An 18,157-nucleotide genomic window follows, 5' to 3' on the forward strand; every position below is an offset into this window, starting at 1 on the left:
CTCAATCACCTGCCTTCTCGTTGAGCACAGTCTTAACGCGGGCGATATCCCGACGGACCTGCTTGAGCAGATGAGTCTGGCTCAGTTGGCCAGTGGCCTTCTGCATGCGCAGGTTAAACTGCTCGCGGAGTAGCTCGAGGAGCTGCTCTTTGAGCTCTCCTGCTGACTTTTCACGAATTTCCTGGGCTTTCATCACATCACCGTCCGTTTCGCAAAGGTGGTGGATAAGGGCATCTTCTGGGCGGCCAGTTCAAATGCTTCACGGGCCAGCTCTTCGGATACGCCTTCAATTTCGTACAGGACCCGACCCGGTTGGATCTGGGCTACCCAGTACTCAACAGAACCTTTACCTTTACCCATACGAACTTCGAGCGGCTTCTTGGAAATCGGCTTATCAGGGAAAACGCGGATCCAGATTTTACCGCCACGCTTAACGTGACGTGTGATCGCACGACGGCCGGCTTCGATCTGACGCGCAGTGATGCGGCCGCGACCAGTAGCTTTCAGACCGTACTCCCCGAAGCTGATCTTGCTTCCGCGATGCGCCAGGCCACGGTTGCGGCCTTTCATCATCTTGCGGAATTTCATACGCTTGGGCTGTAACATCGACTCGCTCTCCCCTTACCTGGAACCTTTCTTCTTGGGCGCGTTGCCGGCAGGCTGCTGTTGCTTAGCCTTGGCACGTACTTCCTCGATACCGCCGAGGATTTCGCCCTTGAAGATCCACACTTTAACGCCGATGACGCCATAGGTGGTGTGAGCTTCGTAAGTGGCGTAGTCGATGTCCGCACGCAGAGTGTGCAGCGGAACGCGACCTTCGCGGTACCATTCGGTACGTGCGATTTCGGCACCACCAAGACGACCTGACAGCTGAATCTTGATGCCGCCAGCGCCAAGACGCATTGCGTTCTGTACCGCGCGCTTCATGGCACGACGGAACATGACGCGACGCTCAAGCTGACCCGCTACGTTAGCAGCGACTAGCTTGGCATCCAGCTCTGGCTTGCGAACTTCTTCGATGTTCACATGAACCGGAACGCCCATCATTTCGGTAAGATCGCGACGCAGACGGTCGACATCTTCACCTTTTTTACCGATCACAATACCCGGACGGGCAGTGTGAATGGTGATGCGGGCGTTGTTAGCCGGACGCTCGATGTGAATGCGGCTTACGGAAGCGCTTTTAAGACGCTCTTCCAGGAAGCTGCGCACTTCGAGATCGTTATTGAGCTTATCGGCATAGGCGCCGCGCTCGGCATACCAGACAGAAGCATGGTCTTTGACGATGCCCAGTCGAATGCCTGTTGGATTGACTTTCTGACCCATCTGGTCGACTCCTACTTCTCGGCTACCTTGACGGTGATGTGGCAGGTGCGCTTCAAGATACGATCCGCACGCCCTTTGGCGCGCGGCTTGATACGCTTGAGCGTCATGCCCTCATCGACGCAGATGGTCGAGACACGCAGCTCATCGATATCCATGCCGTTATTTTCTTCCGCATTCGCGATGGCGGACTGAAGCACTTTCTTGACCAGCTTGGCAGCCTTCTTCGGTGAGAAGGTCAGCAGGTCAATAGCTTCGGCGACCGGTTTACCGCGCACCTGGTCAGCCACCAAACGGGCCTTCTGTGCGGATAAAGCAGCGCCACTCAGCTTAGCTGTGACTTCCATCTCTAAATCCTCTCTGGCTTACCGTTTGGCTTTCTTGTCCGCAGCATGCCCGCGATATGTGCGAGTAGCAGCGAATTCGCCAAGTTTATGACCCACCATTTCCTCGGAGACGTGCACCGGGACATGCTGGCGTCCGTTATGGACCGCAATAGTCAGACCTACCATGTTGGGCAGGATCATCGAACGACGCGACCAGGTCTTGATCGGTTTACGGTCGTTCTTCTCCACTGCAGCCTCTACCTTCTTCAAAAGATGAAGGTCAATGAAGGGACCTTTCTTTAGTGAACGTGGCACAGCCGTTACCTCTTAAGTTCTTGGCAATTTCGATTAACGCGTCTTGTTACGACGACGGATAATCAGCTTGTCGGTGCGCTTGTTCTTACGCGTCTTGTGACCCTTAGTCGGTATACCCCACGGGGATACCGGGTGACGACCACCACTGGTGCGGCCTTCACCACCACCATGCGGGTGATCTACCGGGTTCATCGCGACACCGCGAACAGTCGGACGCACGCCTCTCCAGCGCTTCGCACCGGCCTTGCCAAGTTGACGCAGGCTGTGCTCGGAGTTGCTCACTTCGCCCAGTGTTGCGCGGCACTCAGCCAGGATCTTACGCATTTCGCCAGAGCGAAGACGCAAGGTGGCGTAGTTACCTTCACGAGCAACCAGCTGAGCGCTAGTACCGGCACTGCGAGCAATCTGCGCGCCTTTACCCGGCTTAAGTTCGATACCGTGAACGGTAGAACCAAGCGGAATGTTGCGCAGCGGCAAGGCATTGCCTTTTTTGATGGGCGCGTTTACACCAGATTCCAGCACGTCACCCGCGCTGACACCTTTCGGTGCAATGATGTAACGACGCTCGCCATCTGCATATTTCAATAGTGCAATATGCGCGCTACGGTTCGGATCGTGCTCAAGACGCTCAACAGTGGCTGGAATGCCATCTTTGGTGCGCTTGAAGTCGATCAAACGATAGTGCTGACGGTGACCACCGCCCACGTGGCGGGTGGTGATGCGACCGTTATTATTACGGCCACCGGACTTGGACTGTTTTTCCAAAAGCGGTGCATAAGCACGGCCTTTGTACAGTTCCTCGCCAACGATCTTGACGACGTGGCGACGACCGGCGGATGTGGGTTTGGTCTTGACGATTGCCATTATCCGTACTCCTGCCCTTATTCGGCGCCAGAGAAGTCTTCGAGCGTTTCACCCGCAGCCAGGGTCACATACGCTTTGCGGTAACCCTTACGCAGACCAACGCCGTGTGCAGTACGCTTGGTTTTACCCTTAACGTTCAACACTTGAACGCTGCCGACCTGTTTGCCGAACAGTATTTCAACGGCTTTCTTGATCTCGGGCTTGGTAGCATCAGATGCCACCTTGAAAACGTACTGGTTGCGCTCTGCAGCCATCGCGGCCTTTTCGGTCACGTGCGGTCCAAGCAGAACCTTGAATACGCGTTCCTGGTTCATGCCAGCTTCTCCTCGAATTTACGCAGGGCGGAGACGGTGACCAGGACCTTATCAAAGGCAACCAGGCTCACCGGGTCAGCTGCCGCGACATCCACCACGTCAACGTGGGGAAGGTTGCGTGCGGCTAGATAGAGCGTTTCGTCCATTTCTTCAGTGACGATCAACACTTTCTCAAGGTTGAGCTCTTTCAGCTTGGCAGCTACCTGCTTGGTCTTGGGCGCATCCACGCTGAACTCTTCAATCGCGATCAGACGATCTTGACGTACTAGCTCAGAAAGGATGGAGCGCATCGCCGCGCGGTACATTTTGCGGTTAACCTTCTGGGTATAGTCTTGCGGACGTGCCGCGAAGGTTACGCCGCCACTGCGCCACAGCGGAGAACGGATGGTACCAGCACGTGCACGACCGGTACCTTTCTGACGCCACGGTTTTTTACCACCACCGCGAACATCGGAACGGCTCTTTTGAGCGCTAGTACCTTGACGACCACCAGCCAAATAGGCGGTAACAACCTGGTGAACTAGCGCTTCGTTGAATTCTTTGCCAAAAGTGGCGTCGGCTACTTCAACGGTACCCGTGCCTGCAGCAAGATTCAGATTCATTGGTAATTATCCCCTTCAGCCAGCTTTCACGGCGCTGCGAACGATAACGTCGCTGCCGGGTGCTCCCGGTACGGCGCCCTTGATCAGCAGCAGGTTACGCTCGGCGTCAACACGGACGATCTCAAGGCTCTGTACGGTACAACGGGCATTACCCATTTGACCGGCCATTTTCTTGCCTTTAAATACGCGACCAGGTGTTTGACACATGCCGATAGAACCCGGTGCGCGGTGCGACAGGGAGTTACCGTGGCTGTTGTCTTGGGTACGGAAGTTCCAGCGCTTAACAGCACCCTGGAAGCCTTTACCCTTAGAGGTGCCGGTCACGTCGATCATTTGACCAGCTTCGAAGAGGGATACGGTGAGTTCGCCACCCACTTCAGGAGCTTCCTCGCCTTCTGCAAGGCGGAATTCCATCAGTGAACGACCAGCCTCAACACCCGCCTTGGCAAACTGACCAGCCTGCGCTTTGGTGAGGTGTTTGGCTTTACGAGAACCTGTAGTGATCTGAATCGCTGCGTAGCCGTCAGACTCAATGGTCTTAACGCGCGTCACACGATTAGGATCAACTTCAATAACGGTCACGGGCACGGATGCGCCATCTTCGGTAAAGACACGGGTCATCCCGGCCTTTTTACCGACTAAACCGATAGTCATACTCAGTCTCCTATAGTGTACGGGGCTATCACCCGCTATGGCTGCCCTTTCCAGAGCATTCCACTAGCACATTGTGTGGCGCCTCACGGCGCGGCGGCTGCTGTTCATGCGATAAAAGTGATGAACGCTGGGCCGCAAGTGTCTAGTGTAATTAGTTGAGCTTGATTTGCACGTCTACGCCAGCGGCGAGATCAAGCTTCATCAACGCATCAACCGTCTTTTCAGTTGGCTCAACGATGTCGAGCACACGCTTGTGCGTACGAATCTCATACTGATCACGCGCATCCTTATTGACGTGCGGTGAAACCAGGATGGTATAACGCTCGCGGTTGGTCGGCAGCGGGATCGGCCCACGAACCTGAGCACCAGTACGCTTAGCGGTTTCAACAATCTCCGCTGTGGACTGATCGATCAGGCGATGGTCGAACGCTTTCAACCGAATGCGAATCTTTTGGTTCTGCATTTGCCCTAAACTCCAATGGATGTCGACGGCGCGAGCCGTCTACCCACGCATTCAAAGGATGCGCATTATAGGCACGCCAAAAGCCCATGTCAAACATTTGCTATTGGTGCGCAGAAAAGGGGGCTCGTGAGAGCCCCCTTCATCGTTCAAGTAAATAGCTTACTTAACGATTTTTGCCACAACGCCAGCACCAACGGTACGACCACCTTCGCGAATTGCGAAGCGCAGACCGTCGTCCATAGCGATCGGAGCGATCAGAGTAACAACCATTTGCACGTTGTCGCCCGGCATTACCATCTCAACACCTTCCGGCAGTTCACAAGTACCCGTTACGTCAGTGGTACGGAAGTAGAACTGAGGACGGTAGCCCTTGAAGAAAGGAGTGTGACGACCACCCTCTTCTTTGGACAGTACGTAAACTTCTGCTTCGAAGGTAGTGTGCGGGTGAATGGTGCCCGGCTTGGCCAGAACCTGACCACGCTCGACGTCATCACGCTTAGTACCACGCAGCAGGGCGCCAACGTTCTCACCTGCACGACCTTCGTCGAGCAGCTTACGGAACATTTCAACACCGGTAACGATGGTTTTAGTGGTGTCGCGAATACCTACGATTTCCACTTCTTCACCGGACTTAACGATACCGCGCTCTACACGACCAGTAACAACAGTACCACGGCCAGAGATAGAGAAGACGTCTTCGATCGGCATCAGGAACGGCTGATCAATAGCACGCTCCGGCTCAGGAATGTAAGCATCCAGAGCTTTGATCAGATTAGCAACGGCGGTAGTACCCATACCGTTCTCATCTTCACCGTTAAGAGCCATCAGCGCTGAACCAGTGATGATCGGCGTGTCATCGCCCGGGAAGTCGTACTCGTCGAGGAGCTCACGAACTTCCATCTCAACCAGCTCAAGCAGCTCTTCGTCATCGACCATGTCCGCTTTATTCAGGAACACAACGATGTACGGAACACCAACCTGGCGAGACAGCAGGATGTGCTCACGCGTCTGCGGCATCGGGCCGTCAGCAGCAGAACATACCAGGATCGCGCCGTCCATCTGCGCAGCACCGGTGATCATGTTCTTGACGTAGTCAGCGTGTCCTGGGCAGTCAACGTGCGCGTAGTGACGCTCTTCAGACTGATATTCCACGTGGGAAGTCGCGATAGTGATACCACGCTCGCGCTCTTCAGGAGCGTTATCGATAGTATCAAATTCACGCCAATCGCCGCCGAAAACCTCAGCAGACACGCGGGTCAGGGCCGCAGTCAGAGTCGTTTTACCGTGGTCGACGTGACCGATGGTGCCGACGTTGACGTGCGGTTTGGAACGTTCGAATTTTTCCTTAGCCACTGCTATAACCTCTTTACGTTAGCTAACGGTTAACCGTTTTGATTGATGACGGCTTCAACGACGCTGGAGGGCGCCTCGTCGTACTTCGAGAACTCCATAGAGTAGCTCGCACGGCCCTGGGTTTGTGAGCGCAAGTCGGTTGCGTAACCGAACATCTCACCCAGCGGCACCGTTGCACGAATGACTTTACCAGAAGAAGAGTCATCCATACCCTGCACCAGACCGCGACGACGGCTCAGGTCGCCCATGACGTCACCCATAAATTCTTCGGGAGTCACGATTTCGACCTTCATCACCGGCTCCAGCAGCACGGCCTTGGCCTTCCTGGCACCTTCCTTCACTGCCATAGAAGAAGCAATCTTGAACGCAGTCTCGTTAGAGTCTACGTCGTGGAAGGAGCCGTCGAACAGCGTCACTTTAACGTCGATCATCGGGTAACCCGCGATGACACCGTTTTTAAGCTGCTCGTAAGCGCCTTTCTCAACCGCGGGGACGTATTCCTTGGGAACCGTACCACCTACGATCTCAGAGTTGAACTTGAAGAAAATCTCATCTTCGCCTTCACCCTTGTCTTCAGCAGTCAGCGGCTCAATACGCAGCCAAACGTGACCGTACTGACCACGACCACCGGACTGACGTACAAACTTACCTTCCTGCTCAATGCTGCCACGAATAGTTTCGCGGTACGCTACCTGCGGCTTACCGATGTTAGCTTCAACCTTGAACTCGCGACGCATACGGTCAACGAGGATATCCAGGTGCAGCTCGCCCATACCAGAGATGATGGTTTGGCCGGTTTCTTCGTCGGTTTTAACCTGGAAAGAAGGATCTTCCTGAGCCAGCTTGCCCAGTGCAATACCCATTTTCTCTTGGTCAGCCTTGGACTTCGGCTCAACGGCTACTGAGATAACCGGATCCGGGAACTCCATGCGCTCGAGAACAATCTTGTTATCGATATCGCACAGGGTGTCACCCGTGGTGACATCTTTCAGACCGATACACGCAGCGATATCGCCAGCGAGTACTTCCTTGATCTCTTCACGTGAATTGGCGTGCATCTGAACGATACGACCAACGCGCTCTTTCTTCTGCTTAACAGAGTTGTATACGCCGTCACCAGATTTCAGAATACCCGAGTAGACGCGGATAAAGGTCAGCGTACCAACGAAGGGGTCGGTCGCGATCTTGAATGCCAACGCCGCAAACGGCGCGTTGTCATCGGCTTCACGCGTAGCGATGGTGCCGTCTTTATCGTCCAGCTCACCTTCGATCGCCTTAACTTCAGTTGGCGAAGGCATGTACTCGATAACACCGTCCAGCACCGCCTGAACACCCTTGTTCTTAAAGGCAGAACCACAGGTAACCAGAACAATATCGTTGGCCAGCGTACGCGCGCGAAGACCAGCCTTGATCTCTTCGATCGTCAGCTCAACGCCTTCCAGGTACTTCTCCATTAGCTCGTCAGAGCCTTCGGCAGCCGCTTCAACCATCTGCTCGCGATATTTTTCGGCAGTCTCTTGCAGCTCAGCCGGAATATCCACGAGTTCGAAATTCATGCCCAGGCTAGCCTCATCCCACAGGATAGCCTTCATCTGAATCAGATCGATAACGCCCTTAAAGTCTTCTTCCGTACCCCAGTTAATCTGGATCGGCACAGCATTCGCACCCAAGCGCTCTTTCAACTGGTCAACAACCATGAAGAAATCAGCGCCGGTACGGTCCATCTTGTTAACAAAGACCATACGTGGTACTTCGTACTTATCGGCCTGACGCCATACCGTTTCGGTCTGCGGCTGAACGCCGGAAGAACCACACAGTACGACAACCGCACCATCAAGAACGCGTAATGAACGCTCAACTTCGATGGTGAAGTCAACGTGCCCAGGCGTATCGATGATGTTGATACGGTGCTCATCAAACTGCTTGGCCATGCCTTGCCAGAAGGTGGTGACAGCTGCAGAGGTGATCGTAATACCACGCTCCTGCTCCTGCTCCATCCAGTCAGTCGTTGAGGCACCCTCATGCGTTTCACCCAACTTGTGATTCAAGCCGGTATAGAACAGTACCCGCTCGGTCGTTGTGGTTTTACCCGCATCAACGTGCGCTACGATACCAATATTGCGATAACGATTAAGTGGTGTCTTTCGTGCCACGGTGAAACTCCCGTTAGTTGGCGATGCTCGTTAATTTAGCAGTGGCAAAAGTGAGCCTTACGCTACCGCCGCTATCACAGGATGATAACGGCGGGGTGTTGCAACAAAGCGACTCGACTTACCACTTTCAACGACGCCCTGCTGAAACAACGTGCATATATAAACGCGAACTCTACAAACACTGCGCTTACAAACGCCGTACTTAAAAACGCCATTCTTAGAAACGACGCTCTTAGAAACGATAGTGCGAGAAAGCCTTGTTGGCTTCGGCCATACGATGCACGTCTTCGCGCTTCTTAACGGCTGAGCCCTTACCTTCTGCCGCATCCAGCATTTCGCCTGCCAGACGCTGAACCATCGTTTTCTCACCGCGACGACGCGCCGCGTCTACCAGCCAGCGCATAGCGAGCGCTTGGCGGCGAGACGGACGAACTTCAACCGGCACCTGATAGGTCGCACCACCAACGCGGCGCGACTTCACCTCGACCATCGGCTGGATGGTTTCCAGCGCTTTGTCGAAGATTTCCAGCGGCTCTTCACTACTACGCTCGGCAACCTTGTCCAACGCACCATAAACGATACGCTCAGCTATGGACTTCTTGCCGCTGACCATCAGGTGGTTCATGAACTTCGCCAGACGCTCACTTCCGAACTTGGGATCCGGCAGGATTTCGCGCTTAGCTACAACTCTTCTTCTAGGCATGATAAGCCCTCAATTAAGGATCCTTCAGGTAAACCCGGGACTCTCACTAGGTATTTTATACCCTGCTTTGCCCGACCTTACTCTTATCAGACCGTCATATTCTATTGAACATTACGTTGCTTACGCTGCAAAACGCAGCGCGACGGTAAGCGTTCTTAAGACTTCGGACGCTTAGTACCGTACTTAGAACGACCCTGCTTACGGTTCTGTACGCCAGACGTATCAAGGGCGCCACGAACGGTGTGATAACGCACACCTGGCAAATCCTTTACACGGCCGCCGCGAATCAGAACAACAGAGTGCTCTTGCAGGTTGTGACCTTCACCACCAATGTAAGAAGAAACCTCGAAACCGTTGGTCAGGCGCACACGGCAAACCTTACGCAGGGCCGAGTTCGGCTTCTTAGGAGTAGTGGTGTATACGCGCGTACATACGCCGCGCTTTTGCGGACAAGCCTGAAGCGCGGGCACGTCACTTTTAGTAACGGGGCGCTTGCGCGGCTTACGCACTAGCTGATTAATCGTTGCCATGGTGTTTAGCTGACTCCAATGGTTGCCTAGCCTTCAACAAATACGGGCAGCGGATGCGGGCGCACCCACCCCACTGTTAAAGGCTGCGCATTCTAAAGGCTGACCCTAGTCGACGTCAAGTCTTGCCGGCGGTTTAACCGGCAAGATAGCGCTTCCAGGGTCAGATGCTCATTTTTCACTACTCGTTTTTTAGAGCTCGTCGTCAGAATCAAGTGCTGTCAACTGTGCTCCAAGCTCCTGCTCTACCTCAGTCGCTGAGGGATTGAACAGGCGCTCAACGTCTTCGCGTTTGCGGCGACGTTCAGCGTGGTGAGTCAGACCGGTACCTGCCGGAATCAGACGCCCAACTACCACGTTTTCTTTCAGACCGCGCAGATAATCGCGCTTGCCGGTAACGGCCGCTTCGGTCAGTACGCGGGTTGTCTCCTGGAAGGAGGCCGCGGAAATGAACGACTCGGTCGCAAGGCTGGCCTTGGTGATACCCAGCAACAAGCGCTGATACTTCGCCGGGAATTTACCTTCTTTTTCGAGACGAGCATTCTGCTCCAGCACGCGCACAAGCTCAGCCTGGTCGCCGGTGATGAAGTCAGAATCGCCTGAATCGGCAATTTCGACCTTACGCAGCATCTGACGCACAATGACTTCGATGTGCTTGTCGTTGATACCTACGCCCTGCAGACGGTAAACGTCTTGCACTTCGGCCGTAATGTACTTGGCAAGCTCCGCTACGCCGAGCAAACGCAGAATATCGTGCGGATTGCTCGGGCCATCGGAAATGACCTCTCCCTTCTCAACCGCTTCACCTTCGAAGACGGCGATTTGACGCCATTTCGGGATCAGCGCTTCAAACGGATCGCCAGATTCCGGAGTAATCGTCAGGCGACGCTTACCCTTGGTCTCTTTACCAAAGCTGATAACACCGCTGATTTCAGCCAGGATCGCCGACTCTTTCGGCTTACGCGCTTCGAACAGGTCGGCAACGCGTGGCAGACCACCGGTGATATCCTTGTTACCCGATGCTTCAACCGGAATACGGGCAACAACCTCACCCACACCGATAGTGGAACCATCATCTACAGAGATAATCGAATTGCCCGGCAGCAGATATTGCACTGGCGTGTTCGAGCCGGAAACCGATACGTACTCACCGGCTGCATCTTGCAGCATGACCATCGGACGCTTGTCGCGGCCAGCCATCGGGCGGGCGGCGGACTCAATGACTTCGATAGAGGAAAGGCCGGTCATCTCGTCGACGCTGCGGTGCATGGTGACACCTTCGTCGAGATCGATGAACTGCGCCTTACCCTCTACTTCAGCAATGATCGGGTGGGTGTGCGGATCCCACTTGGCGACCATCGCACCGGCGTCGACTACATCGCCGTCACGTACGGAAAGCTCAGCACCGTAGGGCAGCTTGTAGTACTCACGCTCACGACCGTGATCGTCAGCAACCGCCAGGGCGCTAGAACGCGAGACTACTACCAGTTTGCCGTCGGCACGCTCTACGTGCTTAATGTTGTGCAGACGAACCTTACCGCCGTGCTTGACCTGTACGCTATCGACAGCCGATGAGCGCGATGCCGCGCCACCGATGTGGAACGTACGCATGGTCAGCTGGGTACCCGGTTCACCGATAGACTGTGCGGCAATAACACCGACAGACTCACCAATATTGACTTGGTGACCACGCGCCAGATCGCGTCCGTAACAGGACGAACATACGCCGTGCGGCGTGTCACAGGTAATGGTTGAGCGTACGATAATCTCATCCACACCCATGGTGTCGAGCTCAGCACACCACTTCTCGTCAAGCAGCGTGTTACGCGGGATCAGGATCTCTTCAGTACTCGGATCAACCACATCCAGCGCAACCACACGACCTAATACGCGCTGCGATAGCGGTACGATGATGTCGCCACCCTCGATGATCGGGTGCAACGTCAGGCCCTTTTCGGTACCACAGTCAACCTCGGTGATGACCAGATCCTGGGCCACGTCGACCAGTCGACGCGTCAGGTAACCGGAGTTAGCCGTTTTCAGAGCCGTATCCGCCAGACCTTTACGTGCACCGTGGGTCGAGATGAAGTACTGAAGTACGTTCAGACCTTCACGGAAGTTGGCCACGATCGGTGTTTCGATGATCGAGCCATCCGGCTTGGCCATCAGGCCACGCATACCGGCAAGCTGACGGATCTGAGCAGCAGAACCCCGCGCACCGGAGTCGGCCATGATGAAGACGCTGTTGAACGAATCCTGCTCAACCTCGTTGCCATCACGATCAATAACGGTTTCTTTGGAGATACCTACCATCATCGCCTTGGCGACTTTATCGTTGGCCTTGGACCAGATATCGATAACCTTGTTGTACTTCTCGCCGGCGGTTACCAGGCCAGAAGAGAACTGGTCTTCGATCTCTTTAACTTCTGCTTCAGCTGCATCAACGATTTCGGTCTTGGCATCCGGGATAACGAAGTCGTTAACACCGATGGATGCACCCGACCAGGTTGCCAAGCGAAAACCGGTGTACATCAGTTGGTCAGCGAAGATGACCGTCGGCTTGAGGCCGGAGCGGCGATACACTTCGTTGATCAGGCCAGAAATCGCCTTCTTCTTCATCGGCTGGTCGATCAGCGCAAACGGCACGCCTTCAGGCAGAATGCGGAACAGCAGCGCACGGCCAACCGTGGTTTCGTACAGGCGGCGATGGAAGGACTTCTCGCCGGTCTCTTCTTCGATGTCGACCTCGTCCAGACGCACCTTGACACGGGCGTGCAGCGATACCGACTGGGTACCGAAGGCGCGCTCAACCTCGTTGAGGTCAGAGAACACCATGCCTTCGCCCTTGGCGTTGATCTTTTCACGGGTCATGTAGTAAAGACCCAGAACAACGTCCTGCGACGGTACAATGATCGGCTCGCCGTTGGCGGGCGACAGCACGTTGTTGGTCGCCATCATCAGCGCACGGGCTTCGAGCTGGGCTTCCAGGGTCAGCGGTACGTGTACCGCCATCTGGTCACCGTCGAAGTCGGCGTTGTAGGCCGCACACACCAACGGGTGCAGCTGGATTGCTTTACCTTCGATCAGCAGCGGCTCAAACGCCTGGATACCCAGACGGTGAAGCGTCGGTGCACGGTTAAGCAGTACCGGGTGTTCGCGGATAACATCAGCAAGGATGTCCCACACTTCTGGCAGCTCGCGCTCAACCATTTTCTTCGCCGCTTTAATCGTTGAGGCGAAGCCTAGCGACTGAAGCTTGGAGTAGATAAACGGCTTGAACAGCTCAAGCGCCATTTTCTTCGGCAGACCACACTGATGCAGGCGCAGGGTAGGACCAACGGTAATAACCGAACGGCCCGAGTAATCGACGCGCTTACCCAACAAGTTCTGACGGAAACGACCCTGCTTACCTTTGATCATGTCGGCGAGCGATTTCAGCGGGCGCTTGTTGGAGCCCGTGATCGCGCGGCCACGACGACCGTTATCCAACAATGCATCGACCGCTTCCTGAAGCATACGCTTCTCGTTGCGCACGATAATGTCCGGCGCATTAAGGTCGAGCAGACGCTTCAGGCGGTTGTTACGGTTGATCACACGACGGTAAAGGTCGTTAAGATCGGAGGTCGCGAAGCGGCCACCGTCCAGCGGCACCAGCGGACGCAGGTCCGGCGGCAGGACAGGCAGCACTTCCATGACCATCCACGCCGGCGCATTGCCGGAGTGGTAAAACGCTTCCAGCAGCTTCAAACGTTTGGAAAGCTTCTTGATCTTGGTCTCAGAGTTGGTCTGCGGAATCTCTTCACGCAGGGTATTAATCTCTTCCTCAAGATCAATATCTTTGAGCAGCTCTTGCACCGCTTCGGCACCCATGCGGGCATCGAAGTCATCGCCGAACTCTTCAAGGGCTTCAAAGTACTGCTCATCGTTCATCAGCTGACCACGCTCAAGCGTGGTCATGCCTGGATCGATAACAACGAAGGACTCAAAGTACAGCACGCGTTCGATATCACGTAGGGTCATATCGAGGAACATGCCGATACGTGACGGCAATGATTTCAAAAACCAGATGTGAGCAACCGGCGAGGCCAGTTCGATGTGCCCCATGCGCTCACGGCGCACGGCTGCCTTGGTGACTTCAACGCCACACTTTTCACAAATGATGCCGCGGTGCTTCATGCGCTTGTACTTACCGCACAAGCACTCGTAATCCTTTACCGGGCCAAAAATCTTGGCGCAGAACAGACCGTCCCGCTCCGGTTTAAAGGTACGGTAGTTAATGGTCTCAGGCTTCTTCACCTCGCCAAACGACCAGGAGCGAATCATGTCCGGCGACGCCAGAGTAATCTTGATCGCGTCAAACTCTTCGGACTGAGATTGCGATTTGAGTACTTTCACCAAATCTTTCATAGCACGGCTCCTAGCTCTCTAACTCGATATCGATGCCCAGCGAGCGGATTTCCTTCACGAGTACATTGAAGGATTCCGGCATGCCTGCCTGCATGGTGTGGTCGCCATCCACGATGTTCTTATACATCTTGGTGCGGCCTTCGACGTCGTCCGATTTGACGGTGAGCATCTCTTGCAGGGTGTAGGCCGCGCCATAGGCTTCCAGCGCCCACACTTCCATCTCACCAAAGCGCTGACCACCGAACTGTGCTTTACCACCCAAGGGCTGCTGGGTAACCAGCGAGTAAGAGCCGGTAGAACGAGCGTGCATCTTGTCGTCTACCAAGTGGTTCAGTTTCAGCATGTACATGTAGCCGACGGTTACCGAGCGATCAAACGCGTCACCGGTACGGCCATCGTGCAGTACCATCTGGCCAGACTCAGGAATGTCAGCAAGCTTCAGCAAGTGTTTGATTTCGTGCTCTTTGGCACCATCAAATACCGGCGTAGCCATGGGTACACCGCCTTTCAGGTTTTTCGCCAGCGCGATAACTTCGTCATCACTGAGCGAATCCAGATCTTCAAGGCGCGCACCCGGCGTGTTGTATACCTGGCCGAGGAAGTCACGGATCTCGGCAACCTGCTGGCCGCGCGCATCACGTAGCATGGCATCGATTTTGACACCCAAACCACGCGCAGCCATCCCCAGGTGAGTTTCAAGAATCTGACCCACGTTCATACGCGACGGTACACCCAAGGGGTTAAGTACCACATCGACCGGCTCGCCCTTCTCATCGAACGGCATGTCTTCGATCGGCATAATCGCGGAGATAACACCCTTGTTACCGTGACGGCCAGCCATCTTGTCGCCTGGCTGGATACGGCGCTTGACCGCCATGTAAACCTTGACGATTTTAAGCACGCCAGGCGCCAGGTCATCGCCCTGAGTCAGCTTGCGTTTCTTGTCTTCAAAACGCTCGTCCATCTCTTTACGACGGTTTTCCAACTGCTCATCGGCCTGGGCCAGAAGCTCGTTGTAAGCCTCATCCTGCATACGCAGCTTGAACCACTGCTGACGCGGCAATTCATCAAGATACGCCTCGTCCAGCACGTCACCTTTCTTAAGGTTCGGGCCGCCGTTAACCGCTTGGCCATCTAGCGTACGCTGCAGACGCTCAAACGTTGCGTCTTCGGCAATACGGTAGGTTTCCTGCAGGTCTTTACGTACTTCATCCAGCTGCATTTGCTCAATGGCAAGGGCACGGGAATCTTTTTCGACGCCGTCACGGGTGAAGACCTGAACGTCAATAACCGTACCTTTCATGCCGGTCGGGGCACGCAGGGAGGTATCTTTTACGTCAGAGGCCTTCTCACCGAAGATCGCACGTAGCAGCTTCTCTTCTGGTGTCAGCTGGGTTTCGCCCTTCGGCGTTACTTTACCCACCAGAATGTCGCCGGGGCCGACTTCAGCACCGATGTAAACAACGCCCGCCTCGTCCAATTTACCCAGCGCGGACTCACCGACGTTGGGAATATCAGAGGTGATCTCTTCCGGTCCTAGCTTGGTGTCGCGAGACACACAGGTCAGTTCCTGGATATGGATCGTGGTGAAACGGTCTTCTTGAACGACCCGCTCAGACAGCAGGATGGAGTCCTCGAAGTTGTAACCATTCCAGGGCATGAATGCGATGCGCATGTTCTGACCCAGTGCCAGGTCACCCATGTCAACAGACGGGCCATCAGCCAGAATATCGCCACGTGCAACGCTGTCGCCAGGACGCACAATGGGGCGCTGGTTCATACAGGTGTTCTGGTTCGAGCGGGTGTACTTGGTCAGATTGTAGATATCAACGCCGGCTTCACCACCGATGATCTCATCTTCACTAACCCGCACCACCACACGACGCGCATCGACGGAGTCGATCACACCGCCACGACGCGCCACAGCACATACGCCGGAGTCACGCGCCACGAAGCGCTCCATGCCGGTACCTACAAGCGGCTTGTCAGCACGCAGGGTAGGAACGGCCTGACGCTGCATGTTCGCACCCATCAAGGCGCGGTTAGCATCATCGTGTTCCAGGAACGGAATCAGGGCAGCCGCTACCGACACGACTTGGCGAGGAGAAACGTCCATCAGCGTCACTTGCTCAGGACGCATAAAGGTGGTTTCACCACGGTGACGCACCTGAACCAGGTCGTCAGAAAGCTTATTGGACTCATCTACCGTTGCAGAAGCCTGAGCGATGATGTAGTCGCCCTCTTCAATAGCAGAGAGATGCACGATATCGTCAGTTACCTGACCCGCATTCACCTTACGGTACGGCGTTTCGAGGAAGCCGTAGCTGTTGGTGTGGCTGTAGGTGGCCAGCGAGTTGATCAGACCGATGTTCGGTCCTTCAGGTGTTTCGATCGGGCACAGACGGCCGTAGTGCGTGGCATGTACGTCACGTACTTCAAAGCCAGCGCGCTCACGGGTCAAACCACCCGGGCCGAGTGCAGACACACGACGCTTGTGGGTAACTTCCGAAAGCGGGTTGTTCTGGTCCATAAACTGGGACAGCTGGCTTGAACCGAAGAACTCTTTCACCGCCGCCGCAACCGGTTTGGCGTTGATCAAATCCTGAGGCATCAGGCCTTCGCTTTCCGCCATGGAAAGACGCTCTTTAACCGCACGCTCAACGCGTACCAAGCCTACACGGAACTGGTTCTCGGCCATTTCGCCAACACAGCGAATACGACGGTTACCCAGGTGATCGATATCATCAACGTCACCAAAGCCGTTACGGATATTGATCAGCTCGCGCAGCACATCGAGGATGTCCTTGCGATCCAGTACGCCGGAACCCGTGTCAGACTCACGACGCAGGCGGCGGTTGAACTTCATGCGGCCAACGCCCGACAGGTCGTAGCGGTCCTCAGAGAAGAACAGGTTGTTAAACAACGTCTCGGCAGACTCTTTTGTGGGCGGCTCGCCGGGACGCATCATGCGATAAATTTCAACGAGCGCTTCAAGTGCTGAGCCAGTCGTATCCAACTTTAAGGTGTCGGAAATGAACGAGCCGCAGTCGAGGTCGTTGGTGTAAAGCGTTTCAATGCGCTTGATGCTGCCTTGCGCCATGCGCTCAAGCACTTCAGGCGTAATTTCGGTGTTGCACGGGCAGATCAGCTCACCGGTTTTGGTGTCAATCTGATCCTTGGCCAGCGTTTTACCGAACAGGTATTCCATCGGTACTTCCAGACGCTCAAGGCCGGCTTTTTCAAGCTGACGAATGTGCTTCTGAGTAATCCGACGACCTTCTTCAACAATAATGTCGCCGTTGCCATCCTTGATATCAAAGGTGGCGGTCTCGCCGCGCAGACGCGAGGGCACCAACTCCACGGAGAAGCCAGACTTCTCGATGTGGAAAACGCTGGTTTCGAAGAACTCACCGAGGATTTCTTCAGTACTCATGCCTAGCGCACGCATCAGCACCGAGGCCGGCAGTTTGCGGCGACGGTCAATACGTACAAACACGTTGTCTTTAGGGTCGAACTCGAAGTCCAACCAGGAACCACGGTAAGGAATTACGCGAGCAGAGTAGAGCAACTTACCAGAAGAGTGGCTCTTGCCCTTGTCGTGATCGAAGAACACACCGGGCGAGCGGTGGAGCTGGGAAACGATAACCCGCTCAGTACCATTGATAACAAAGGTACCGTTCTCAGTCATCAGGGGGATTTCCCCCATGTAGACTTCTTGCTCTTTAATATCCTTGATTGCCTTGTTCGAGGAATCGCGATCATAAATGATCAAGCGAACCTTGACGCGCAGCGGGGCGGAATAGGTCACGCCACGCAGCTGACACTCCTTAACATCGAACGCCGGCGTACCAAAGCGATAGCTAACGTACTCAAGTGCCGCGTTGCCCGAGAAACTCTCGATCGGGAAAACGGACTTGAACGCCGCATGCAGGCCAACTTCGTGACGCTCGTCAGGCGAACGATCTTGCTGGAGAAAGTCGTAATAGGAATCAAGCTGGATGGCCAGCAAGTAAGGCACATCCATCACTTGGGGCAGTTTGCCGAAATCCTTGCGGATGCGTTTTTTCTCAGTATATGAGTAAGCCATCTGTATTCCCCAGCTTGTTCACCATGGGTGACCGATGCGTGGTCATCGCTGCCCTGCGCGGGCGTG

General features: G+C 54.9%; 16 protein-coding genes. All 16 read right to left on the minus strand.

The features are described from left to right. Position 1 precedes the first annotated feature (1 nt). Positions 2-193: a 50S ribosomal protein L29 gene (gene rpmC / locus CZ787_RS10645; RefSeq protein ID WP_027337514.1), complete on the minus strand. Its 192-nt coding sequence runs from the start codon at positions 191-193 to the stop codon at positions 2-4. Beyond that, a complete protein-coding gene (gene rplP / locus CZ787_RS10650) occupies positions 193-606 on the minus strand; it encodes a 50S ribosomal protein L16 (protein WP_007112000.1) in 414 nt (137 codons plus the stop codon). Before rplP ends, rpmC begins: the two co-directional genes overlap by 1 nt. A 15-nt stretch (positions 607-621) precedes the next feature. After that, positions 622-1,326 (minus strand): 30S ribosomal protein S3, encoded by a 705-nt coding sequence (gene rpsC, locus CZ787_RS10655; RefSeq protein ID WP_087108946.1) that lies wholly within the window; start codon positions 1,324-1,326, stop codon positions 622-624. An 11-nt stretch (positions 1,327-1,337) separates the two neighbouring features. Beyond that, positions 1,338-1,670, minus strand: a complete 333-nt coding sequence (rplV, locus tag CZ787_RS10660) for a 50S ribosomal protein L22 (protein WP_009723900.1) — start codon at positions 1,668-1,670, stop codon at positions 1,338-1,340. 18 nt (positions 1,671-1,688) lie between these two features. After that, positions 1,689-1,964, minus strand: coding sequence for a 30S ribosomal protein S19 (gene rpsS / locus CZ787_RS10665; protein ID WP_009098993.1), 276 nt, complete (start codon positions 1,962-1,964; stop codon positions 1,689-1,691). 33 nt (positions 1,965-1,997) lie between these two features. Further along, the gene (rplB, locus tag CZ787_RS10670; protein WP_087108948.1) at positions 1,998-2,828 is read right to left on the minus strand and encodes a 50S ribosomal protein L2; all 831 of its coding nucleotides are present in this window, start codon (positions 2,826-2,828) and stop codon (positions 1,998-2,000) included. Between the two features lie 17 nt (positions 2,829-2,845). After that, complete coding sequence (gene rplW, locus CZ787_RS10675; RefSeq protein WP_087108950.1) at positions 2,846-3,142, minus strand: 50S ribosomal protein L23; 297 nt, start codon at positions 3,140-3,142, stop codon at positions 2,846-2,848. After that, a complete protein-coding gene (gene rplD, locus CZ787_RS10680; RefSeq protein WP_087108952.1) occupies positions 3,139-3,744 on the minus strand; it encodes a 50S ribosomal protein L4 in 606 nt (201 codons plus the stop codon). Before rplD ends, rplW begins: the two co-directional genes overlap by 4 nt. Positions 3,745-3,759: 15 nt before the next feature. Then, on the minus strand, positions 3,760-4,398 hold the full coding sequence (rplC, locus tag CZ787_RS10685; protein ID WP_087108954.1) for a 50S ribosomal protein L3: 639 nt from the start codon (positions 4,396-4,398) through the stop codon (positions 3,760-3,762). 151 nt (positions 4,399-4,549) lie between these two features. Next, on the minus strand, positions 4,550-4,861 hold the full coding sequence (gene rpsJ, locus CZ787_RS10690) for a 30S ribosomal protein S10 (protein WP_087108956.1): 312 nt from the start codon (positions 4,859-4,861) through the stop codon (positions 4,550-4,552). Between the two features lie 159 nt (positions 4,862-5,020). Beyond that, entirely contained in the window at positions 5,021-6,214 is a 1,194-nt protein-coding gene (tuf, locus tag CZ787_RS10695) for an elongation factor Tu (RefSeq protein WP_087108958.1), read from the minus strand. Positions 6,215-6,243: 29 nt separating this feature from the next. After that, positions 6,244-8,367, minus strand: a complete 2,124-nt coding sequence (fusA, locus tag CZ787_RS10700) for an elongation factor G (protein ID WP_087108960.1) — start codon at positions 8,365-8,367, stop codon at positions 6,244-6,246. A gap of 232 nt (positions 8,368-8,599) precedes the next feature. Continuing rightward, the gene (gene rpsG, locus CZ787_RS10705; RefSeq protein ID WP_018917738.1) at positions 8,600-9,070 is read right to left on the minus strand and encodes a 30S ribosomal protein S7; all 471 of its coding nucleotides are present in this window, start codon (positions 9,068-9,070) and stop codon (positions 8,600-8,602) included. A 155-nt stretch (positions 9,071-9,225) separates the two neighbouring features. After that, complete coding sequence (rpsL, locus tag CZ787_RS10710) at positions 9,226-9,600, minus strand: 30S ribosomal protein S12 (RefSeq protein WP_009098973.1); 375 nt, start codon at positions 9,598-9,600, stop codon at positions 9,226-9,228. 189 nt (positions 9,601-9,789) lie between these two features. Continuing rightward, entirely contained in the window at positions 9,790-14,004 is a 4,215-nt protein-coding gene (rpoC, locus tag CZ787_RS10715) for a DNA-directed RNA polymerase subunit beta' (protein WP_087108962.1), read from the minus strand. A gap of 10 nt (positions 14,005-14,014) precedes the next feature. Beyond that, on the minus strand, positions 14,015-18,091 hold the full coding sequence (gene rpoB / locus CZ787_RS10720) for a DNA-directed RNA polymerase subunit beta (protein WP_087108964.1): 4,077 nt from the start codon (positions 18,089-18,091) through the stop codon (positions 14,015-14,017). Between the last annotated feature and the right edge of the window lie 66 nt (positions 18,092-18,157).

The organism is Halomonas citrativorans, assembly GCF_900163645.1.
In the GTDB taxonomy this organism is placed as follows: domain Bacteria; phylum Pseudomonadota; class Gammaproteobacteria; order Pseudomonadales; family Halomonadaceae; genus Vreelandella; species Vreelandella citrativorans.